Below are 9,281 nucleotides of genomic sequence, written 5' to 3'. Positions count from 1 at the left end.
GATCGTCGTCGCCAGCAGCGCCGCCGCCCTCGTTCAGTGATCGGGCTTATAGACCCACCCCCTCACACACGTCAACAGCCAATTTCAAAAAACAACCAAGATCGGACAACCATCTGAAAATAAACACAAAATACAGACGGAACTTATCAACAGGGCGAAACAATCCCAAACCAACGCCCAAATCAGCGCCAAAATCGGCAAAAACAAAGGCGCGAACCGCAGAAATACCGCCGCTCACGACCCCATCCCTTTAAGTGCGTCGACAGAAGCCGACTTTCCGCGGGCAAATTGCTCGTTTTCACGACAAGCCGGGTCCAAATCCGGGCGGGCAGCGTTTCACCGAAACGTGACGGTTGGCGCCCATGGCGCGCATTGACGTCACCGGCACTTGCCTTACCTTCGCGCCGAAACACGAATGCGGGGGAGCGTGCGAATGATCGGATGGGCAAGACGATGGGCAGCGGCGGTCGTCGCCACAATCGGCTTTGCCAGCCCGGCGGCTGCCATCGACATCGATAACTGGGCCTCCGTCGTCGCGGAAGCCAAGGGCGAGACGGTCTATTTCAACGCCTGGGGCGGTTCGACCAATATCAATGCCTATATCGCCTGGGCCGGCGAACAGATGAAGGCGCGCTACGGCGTCGACGTCGTCCATGTAAAACTCGACGACACCGCCAAGGCGGTCGCAAGTGTGCTTGCGGAAAAATCAGCCGGCAAGGATGTCGCCGGCACCGTCGATCTCATCTGGATCAATGGTGAAAACTTTGCCGCGATGAAGCGGCAGGGCCTGCTCTTCAGCCCCGGCTGGGCAACCCGGCTTCCGAACTGGGCCTATGTCGACCACGAGACGAAGCCGACGATCCTCACCGATTTCACCGTGCCGACGGAAGGGCTCGAAAGCCCCTGGGGCGGCGCCAAACTGGTCTTCTTCTATGATTCGGCCCGCACGCCGACCGCACAGCTGCCCACATCGGCAAAGGACCTGCTTGCCTGGGCAAAAGCCCATCCCGGGCGCTTCTCTTATCCCCAGCCCCCGGATTTCATCGGCTCCTCGTTTCTGAAGCAGGTGTTGATCGAGCTTGTCGATAACAGGAGCAAGTTGCTGAAGCCGGTGGATGAGACAACCTTTCAGACGGATGTGGCGCCACTCTTTGCCTATCTCGACCAGCTGACGCCCTTCTTATGGCGCAAGGGAAAGGCCTATCCGCAGAACTATCCCGATATGAAGCAGAAGCTGGCGGACGGTGAACTCGACATCATCTTCGCGTTCAATCCCGCCGAAGCCTCGGCCGCGATCGCCAATGGCGAACTGCCGGACAGCGTCCGCTCCTTCGTCTTTTCCGGTGGAACCCTCGGCAATACGCATTTCGTTGCCGTTCCCTACAATGCCAATGCAAAGGCGGGCGCGCTGCTGCTTGCGGATTTCCTCATCTCTCCCGAGGCGCAGTTGCGCAAACAGGACGCCCGGTTCTGGGGCGACCCGACGGTGCTGGCGATGTCGAAGCTTTCGGATGCAGACCGCGCCGCCTTTGCCGCCCTCGATCTCGGCGTCGCGACGCTGTCGCCCGATCAGCTCGGCCCGGCCCTCGACGAACCACATCCCGACTGGATGGTGCGGATCGAGGCCGAATGGATCCGCCGCTATGGCGCCGCCAATTAGGGCTGAGCGTCCGCGCAGCCGGACATTCCTGTGAGAGACGCCCTGCGACGGGGCATCGGCACCGGTCTGGCGGCCATGCTGTGCCTGCCGGTGCTGGCCGGCCTGGCCGGCACCCTGCTCCCGGCCTTCGGTTACCTGCCGGCACTCGGCGGCACGCAGCTGACGCTTGGGCATTTCGAGGCGCTGGCCGCCCAACCGCATATCCTGCGCTCGGCCCTGGTCAGTCTGGCGGCGGGATTGACCAGCACTTTCGTCGCCCTGGTGGTGGTTGCCACCTTGGTCGCCGGCTTTGCCGGCACGCGGCCATTTGCCTTCATCCAGCATCTGCTTTCGCCGCTGCTGGCTGTTCCGCACGCCGCATCCGCATTTGCGATCGCCTTGCTGATCGCCCCGTCCGGCTTCCTGCTTCGGCTCGTTTCCCCCGAACTCACCGGCTTCGCCCGACCGCCGGACTGGCTCATCCCGAACGATCCGCTCGGGCTGTCGATGATATCCGGCCTTATCGCCAAGGAGATGCCCTTTCTGCTGCTGGTGATGCTGGCCGCGCTGCCGCAGCTGCCCTTGGCGAATGCGCGGCGCTTGATGTCGGCACTCGGCTATAGCAGGGTATCGGGTTTTGTCGTCGCGCTGTGGCCGCTCCTTTACCGGCAGATCCGGCTGCCGGTTTTCGCGGTGTTGGTCTACTCGACCTCGGTGGTCGACGTGGCGATGATCCTCGGCCCACGCCTGCCGCCGACGTTGCCAGTGCGGGTCGCCCAATGGCTGGCCGACGACGACGTCGGCGCCCGTTTCCTTGCCTCGGCCGGCGCCGTGCTGCAGCTTGGACTCAGCCTGTTCGCGATTGTGATCTGGATCGGCGTCGAACGGCTTGGGCGCCTTTGCCACAGGCGCCTGAGCTCTTCTGGAAAGCGCCTCGCCGGCGACCGGCCTCTTCGCCTGGCCGCAGCCTCGATAACGACCTTGTCCGCGGTGTTCATCTTCGCCGGTCTCGGCCTGCTCGCCCTGTGGTCGATCGCAGGACTATGGCCTTTTCCGGATAGTCTACCGGCAAGCCTTACACTCAGAACGTGGGGACGCGCCCTTGCGGAGCTCGCCGGACCTCTGGTAACTACCGTCACCATCGCCTTGTTATCATCGCTCGTCGCACTTGCGATCGCCATCGGCCTGCTGTCGCGTAGCGCCAACAATTCCGCCGATCGCTGGCTTCCCGTCTTCCTGCCGTTGCTGGTCCCCGAAATCGCCTTCGTGTTCGGACTGCAGGTCCTGACGGTGGTGGCGGGATTTTCGCCGTCGATCGTCACCGTTGCAGCCATGCACCTGGTCTTCGTTCTGCCCTATGTGCTGCTGTCGCTGGCACCGCCGTGGCGGGCGCTCGACCGTCGCTACGAACAGATCGCATCGGGACTGGGCAAGTCGCCATTCAAGATCCTCATGACCATCCGGTTGCCGATGCTGCTTCGCGCCTGCCTGACGGCATTTGCCGTCGGCTTTGCAGTCTCCGTCAGCCTCTATCTGCCGACCGTGCTGATCGGCGCCGGACGGGTGACGACCATCACCACCGAGGCCGTGGCGCTGTCATCCGGGGGAGATCGGCGCATCATCGGCGTCTATGCGCTGCTTCAGGCGCTGCTGCCGTTTCTCGGTTTTCTCATTGCATCGCTGGTGCCGCAGTTGCTATTCCGCCACCGACGGGCAATGAGGATTTGAATGCAAACACCAGGCAAGACGACGCCTCTGACTTTGTCCGATGTGACGATCCGGCTTTCCGGCCGGGTGCTGCTTTCCGTTTCAGCGACGGTGATGCCCGGCGACGTGCTGACGATCATGGGCCCATCCGGTTCCGGCAAGTCGCCTCTGCTCGCCTATATCGGCGGTTTTCTCGACCCGGCCTTTGTCGGCAGCGGCGCAGTTCTACTCGGAAGGGACGATCTGATCGGCACACCGCCGCAGCAGCGCCACACCGGCATTCTCTTCCAGGACCCACTGCTGTTTCCGCACCTCTCCGTCGGCGGCAATATCGTCTTTGCCATCCCCGAGGCAATCAAGGGCCGTGACGTGAGGCGCCGTATGGCCGAGGACGCCCTTGCTGCGGTCGGGCTCGGCGGGTTCTTCGATCGCGATCCAGAGACGCTGTCGGGCGGGCAAAAAGCGCGCGTCGCCCTCCAGCGCGTGCTTCTATCGGAGCCGCGCCTTCTGCTGCTCGACGAGCCCTTTTCAAAGCTCGACATGGCCCTGCGTCAGCAAACGCGCGAACTGGTCTTTGCCAAGGCCCGATCCGCGGGCCTGCCGACGATCCTCGTGACCCATGACCGAGCAGATGCGAATGCGGCCGGCGGTGCGCTCATTCATATCGGAGCGGAGACACAATCGTGACGCTTCCCCTGCCCGCCTTGCCGGTTCGCGAGGTCCTGCCTGAGATCGCCGCGGCACTCGATAGGGCCCGCTCCGTCGTGCTTTCAGCACCGTCCGGCGCCGGCAAGACGACGCTCGTGCCGCTGTTTCTGCTCGACCAGCCCTGGCTGAAAGGCGGCAAGATCATCCTGCTCGAACCCCGGCGGCTCGCCGCCCGTGCTGCGGCCGGCCGCATGGCGGAGCTGCTCGGCGAGAATGTGGGAGAAACCGTCGGCTACCGCATGCGCCTCGACAACCGGATATCGGCGAAAACCCGGATCGAGGTGGTGACCGAAGGGGTCTTTGCCCGCATGATCCTCGACGATCCGGAACTGACGGGCGTCTCCGCGGTACTGTTCGATGAATTTCACGAACGCTCTCTCGATGCCGATTTCGGCCTGGCGTTGGCGCTCGACGTTCAATCTGCGCTGCGCGACGATCTAAGGATCATCGTCATGTCGGCAACACTCGACGTCGAGCGTGTTGCAGGATTGCTCGGCGATGCCACCGTCATCGAAAGCCAGGGCCGCAGTTTCCCCATCGACATCCGAAACCAGGACCGCGGCGGCGAGAGCGTCGAGGACGCCGTCGTGCGCGCCATCGTCGAGGCGCATCGCAGCGAACAGGGCTCGATCCTTGCCTTTCTGCCAGGACAGGCCGAAATCACCCGCACAGCGGCACGGCTTGCCGACCGGTTCCCAGCCGAGACCGCGGTGGTTCCGCTTTATGGAAACCTGACGCAGAAAGAGCAGGATGCGGCGATCCGGCCGGCGCCGAAGGGCACGCGCAAGATCGTTCTTGCCACCTCGATCGCCGAAACCTCGATCACCATCGATGGCGTGCGGATCGTCATCGACAGCGGGCTGCAGCGACTGCCGGTCTTCGAAGCGTCGACCGGCATCACCCGGCTTGAGACCGTGCGCGTCTCGCGTGCTTCGGCCGATCAGCGCGCCGGCCGAGCCGGGCGAACGGAGCCGGGCATCGCCATCCGCCTCTGGCATGCCGGCCAGACCGCGGCGCTTGCCGCCTTCACGCCGCCGCAGATTCTCGCAAGCGACCTCTCCGGATTGCTGCTCGACATGGCACACTGGGGCGTCAACGATCCCGCAGCGCTTGCCTTCATCGATCCACCACCGGAAACGACCCTCAAGGAAGCGCGAAAGCTGCTGGGTGAACTTGGCGCGCTCGATGACTCCGGCGCGCTGACACCGAGGGGACGCAAGATCCGCGATCTCGCCCTGCCCCCGCGCCTTGCGGCGATGGCGGTTTCGGCGGCCGAGGAGGGCCAGGGCGAGGCTGCCTGCCTGCTGGCGGTCATGCTGACGGAGCAGGGCCTCGGCGGCAACGCCATCGATCTCGAGGACCGGCTGCGCCGCTTCCGCCAGGAGCGCGGCGACCGTGCCGAGGCCTCGCGCAACCTCGCCCACCGCATGGCGGCAGAACTCAAGAGTGCCCAAAGGTCGAATGAGCCGGTCCAGCCCGGCGCCTTGCTGATGCACGCCTTCCCCGACCGTATCGCGCTTCAGCGCGGAGGCCGAGGGCGGTTCGTGATGGCAAACGGTCGTGGGGCGGAGATCGCCGAAACCGAGCGCCTTGCAGCGGCAAACATGCTTGTCATCGCCGACTTGACGGGTCGCGCCGGCGGCCAGCGCGTGCTGGCGGCGGCCGAACTTTCGCGCGCCGACGTCGAGGCGCATATGCCCGAGGCGATCGTGCGCGAGGAGCAAAGCGTCTTCGACCGGGCGAGCCGCCAGGTACGGGCGCGCCGCGTCACAAGATTGGGCGCGATCATCTTCGAGGAGGCGCCGCTTCCAAGGCCAACCGGCGAAAGTGCTGCACGCGCGCTCGCCGATGGCGTTCGCCAGCTTGGACTGGCGGTCCTGCCGTTTTCCAAGGAGGCGATGCAGCTGCGCGACCGCATCGGCTTCCTGCATCGCTCGATCGGCGAGCCCTGGCCGGATGTTTCCGACGCAGCCCTGCTCGCGACGCTTGAGGACTGGTTCGTTCCGTTTCAGCACGGCGTCACCGCTATCGCCGACATCAAGGCGGGTGCACTGTCCGAAGGATTGCTGTCACTCATCCCGCACGACCGCCAGCGAGAGCTGGCAAAACTGGCGCCGACGCATTTCGAGGCGCCGACGGGACAGCGGCATCCGATCCATTATGATGGCGACGAGCCGCTTCTTTCGATCCGGGTGCAGGAACTCTTTGGACTAAAGAAACATCCGGCTATCGGCGATGGCCGGTTGCCGCTGCTGCTCGAGCTGATCTCGCCCGGCCGGCAGCCGATCCAGACGACACGTGATCTGCCCGGTTTCTGGGCGGGGTCGTGGCGGGATGTCCGGGCTGACATGCGCGGGCGCTATCCGAAGCACCCCTGGCCGGAAAACCCGGCGGAGGCTGCGCCGACGACACGGGCCAAACCGCGTGGTACATGAGGCAACACCCCGGATGGGGCTCCTGCATAATTCCCTAAATCGGAATCGATTTAAGGAAAAAATTAAGCGGCAGGTTTAAAGCGTTACAGCGTCCTTTGCGCGTCATGTTTGACACGCGGCGCTGTAGTGGGAATGAGAGCAGGCATGACGGCAGTGGCGCTGGAACACAATGATCCGACCTCGAACAGAAGCCTGCGCCTGCAGACGCTCATTCGCCTGCGCTGGCTTGCGGTTGGCGGGCAGTCGATCGCCGTCATCATCACCACCTTGTGGCTGCAGTTTCCGCTGCCCCTGCTTTCGTGCCTGGTGCTGATTGCCAGCCTGGCGCTGGTCAATACCTATCTCACCCTTCGCTTTCCGCCGACGCATCGGTTGCGACCGCCGGCCGCCTTCGCGCTTCTCGGGCTCGACCTGGCGCAGTTGACCGGCCTGCTCTTCATCACCGGCGGGCTTGCCAACCCGTTCGCACCGCTGCTGTGCGTCCCGGTCATCATTTCCTCGGCCTCGCAACCGAAGCCGCACAGCATCGTTCTTGCCGGACTTGCGGTGATCGGCGTGACCGCGCTTGCCTTCTCGCCCTTCCCCCTGCCCTGGTATCCCGGCACGCTTTTGCTGATGCCGCGGGTGCTGACGGCCGGCATCTGGTTCGCGATCGTGTCGATGACGGCCTTTGCCGCCTTCTACACCTATCGTGTCTCGCTGGAAGCGAGCGAACTGTCGGAGGCGCTGACGGCGACCGAACTGGTGCTGCAGCGCGAAAAACACCTTTCGCAGCTCGACGGGCTGGCGGCAGCGGCCGCCCATGAGCTCGGCACGCCGCTTGCCACGATCAGCGTCGTTGCCAAGGAAATGGAACGCGAGCTCGGCGACGACCCGCGCTTCGGCGAGGACGTACACCTCTTGCGCAGCCAGAGCGAGCGATGCCGCGACATTCTCAAGCGGCTGACGACGCTGTCCTCGGAAAGCGAAGAGCACATGCGGCTTTTGCCGCTATCCTCGCTGATCGAAGAGGTGATGGCGCCGCACCGCGAGTTCGGCATTCATATCAATCTCGTCGAAAAGGGTGACAAGGCGTCGGAGCCGGTCGGCAACCGCAATGCCGGCATTCTCTACGGGCTCGGCAATCTCCTGGAAAATGCGGTCGACTACGCCAAGAAGCAAGTGACCGTAACCGTCGAACACACGGCCGAACACGTCAAAGTGACGATCGCAGATGACGGCGATGGATTTGCCCCCGACATTCTGATGCGCATCGGCGAACCCTATGTCACGCGACGGCAAAAGGACGACAGCGCCGGCGGCCTGGGGCTCGGCCTGTTCATCGCCAAGACCCTGCTCGAGCGGTCCGGCGCTCGCCTGCGTTTCGAGAACGGCGGCCCCGATCGCCCCGGCGCCAAGGTCAGCGTCGAATGGCCGCGTGCCCTGATGGATACGAAACTGGCGAAATGACGTTTGGCAGTTTATTGAACCGCATGACAGGAAACCTATAATCTCGGTGAAAACCTTCCGATTTTCGCCCAAGGATTGCGAGAATGACCGAAAAATCGACAGCTTCGCCCAGCACGCATGCCCAGGACGCCGAACTGATCGGACCGGACAGAACGCTGCTGCTCGTCGACGATGATGCGCCGTTCCTTCGGCGCCTCGCCCGCGCCATGGAAGCGCGCGGCTTCACCGTCGATATCGCCGAGTCCGTTGCCGAAGGCATCGCCAAGGCAAAAGGCAACCCGCCGAAATACGCCGTCATCGATCTGAGGTTAGGCGACGGCAGCGGCCTGGACGTGATCGAGGCGATCCGCAGCCGCCGCGACGACACCCGCATGATCATGCTCACCGGCTACGGCAACATCGCAACCGCCGTGAATGCCGTGAAGCTCGGTGCCGTCGACTATCTCGCCAAGCCGGCTGACGCCGACGACATCTTCGCCGCGCTGGTGCAGCGTCAGGGCGAGCGGGTGGAGCCGCCGGAAAACCCGATGTCGGCCGACCGGGTGCGATGGGAACATATTCAACGCGTCTACGAGATGTGCGAGCGCAACGTGTCGGAGACGGCGCGCCGGCTCAACATGCACCGCCGGACCTTGCAGCGCATCCTGGCCAAGCGCGCGCCGAAGTAATCAGCCTTCGGCCGACCCGTCGCGGGAGCCGGAAACGATATCACGAATGGAGTTGCCGAGCTCGCCGTTGCGCTCGGCGGCCCATTCCGCCAGCATCAGTCGCTGGGCGGCGGTGCGGGCAAAGAGCTGCAGCACCGACTTGCGGGTGGCCGGTGCAAGCCGATGTTCCGGTGCGTCGCGGATAATGTGTCCGTCGTAGCCATCCGACAGCAGCAAGCCACAATCCTCCGGAAAGATATCGAGCGGGACGTCGCCATGGGTGGCGAAGAACAGCCGGTCGCAGTGTTGCCGGTAGTCCGGCCATTTGCGATCGACGCGGAAATCCTCAATCGACGTCTTGATCTCCACGATCCAGATTTCACCCTTTGCCGACAGCGATATGAGATCGGCACGGCGGCCGCTGGCGAGCGTCAATTCCGGCAGCACCGAGTGGCGCAATTCCGCAAAAAGCCGCTGAACCCCGCGACGCACCATGAGCGCGCGATTCGATTGCCGACCGTCCACAAGAGGGTTGTCGCCATGGATAGAGAGAATTGTCATTCGCCTAGACTCTCGTCCGCCGCCACTTTTGTTGCAAAAAAGCCAGCGTCACGGAATTTACACTTTCCCGCCGCCTTGTTGCCACGCAATCCCTTGCATAGCCGCATCTAATCGAAAATAACCGAAGTCACTGAC

Annotated in this window: 8 protein-coding genes; 6 read left to right on the top strand and 2 right to left on the bottom strand. The window is 63.7% G+C overall.

The window, feature by feature from the left end:
- Positions 1 to 46 precede the first annotated feature (46 nt).
- Positions 47 to 238, bottom strand: a complete 192-nt coding sequence (locus AC244_RS36660; RefSeq protein ID WP_152976069.1) for a hypothetical protein — start codon at positions 236 to 238, stop codon at positions 47 to 49.
- Between the two features lie 195 nt (positions 239 to 433).
- Between AC244_RS36660 and AC244_RS23415 the strand changes: the two genes are divergently transcribed.
- The 6 genes from AC244_RS23415 (at position 434) to AC244_RS23390 (ending at position 8,606) form a co-directional block, all read left to right on the top strand.
- Positions 434 to 1,660, top strand: a complete 1,227-nt coding sequence (locus AC244_RS23415) for an ABC transporter substrate-binding protein (RefSeq protein ID WP_053251222.1) — start codon at positions 434 to 436, stop codon at positions 1,658 to 1,660.
- Positions 1,661 to 1,690: 30 nt separating this feature from the next.
- Positions 1,691 to 3,367, top strand: a complete 1,677-nt coding sequence (locus AC244_RS23410; RefSeq protein WP_414735946.1) for an ABC transporter permease — start codon at positions 1,691 to 1,693, stop codon at positions 3,365 to 3,367.
- Positions 3,368 to 4,033: an ATP-binding cassette domain-containing protein gene (locus AC244_RS23405; protein ID WP_053251221.1), complete on the top strand. Its 666-nt coding sequence runs from the start codon at positions 3,368 to 3,370 to the stop codon at positions 4,031 to 4,033.
- Positions 4,030 to 6,489 (top strand): ATP-dependent helicase HrpB, encoded by a 2,460-nt coding sequence (gene hrpB, locus AC244_RS23400; protein ID WP_053251220.1) that lies wholly within the window; start codon positions 4,030 to 4,032, stop codon positions 6,487 to 6,489. The genes AC244_RS23405 and hrpB overlap by 4 nt, the downstream gene beginning before the upstream one ends.
- A 144-nt stretch (positions 6,490 to 6,633) precedes the next feature.
- Positions 6,634 to 7,938: an ActS/PrrB/RegB family redox-sensitive histidine kinase gene (locus AC244_RS23395; protein ID WP_053251219.1), complete on the top strand. Its 1,305-nt coding sequence runs from the start codon at positions 6,634 to 6,636 to the stop codon at positions 7,936 to 7,938.
- 83 nt (positions 7,939 to 8,021) lie between these two features.
- On the top strand, positions 8,022 to 8,606 hold the full coding sequence (locus AC244_RS23390; protein ID WP_025425369.1) for an ActR/PrrA/RegA family redox response regulator transcription factor: 585 nt from the start codon (positions 8,022 to 8,024) through the stop codon (positions 8,604 to 8,606).
- On the opposite strand, the gene AC244_RS23385 is transcribed toward AC244_RS23390, so the two are convergent.
- Positions 8,607 to 9,146 carry an MmcB family DNA repair protein gene (locus AC244_RS23385; protein ID WP_053251218.1) on the bottom strand — a complete coding sequence of 180 codons (540 nt, stop codon included), beginning with the start codon at positions 9,144 to 9,146 and terminating at the stop codon, positions 8,607 to 8,609. It abuts the gene before it with no gap.
- Between the last annotated feature and the right edge of the window lie 135 nt (positions 9,147 to 9,281).

This window comes from Ensifer adhaerens (genome assembly GCF_001270265.1).
GTDB lineage: Bacteria > Pseudomonadota > Alphaproteobacteria > Rhizobiales > Rhizobiaceae > Ensifer > Ensifer adhaerens_B.
Note: the sequence above shows the minus strand (reverse complement) of the source record. Positions and strands in the feature narration are given on the sequence as shown.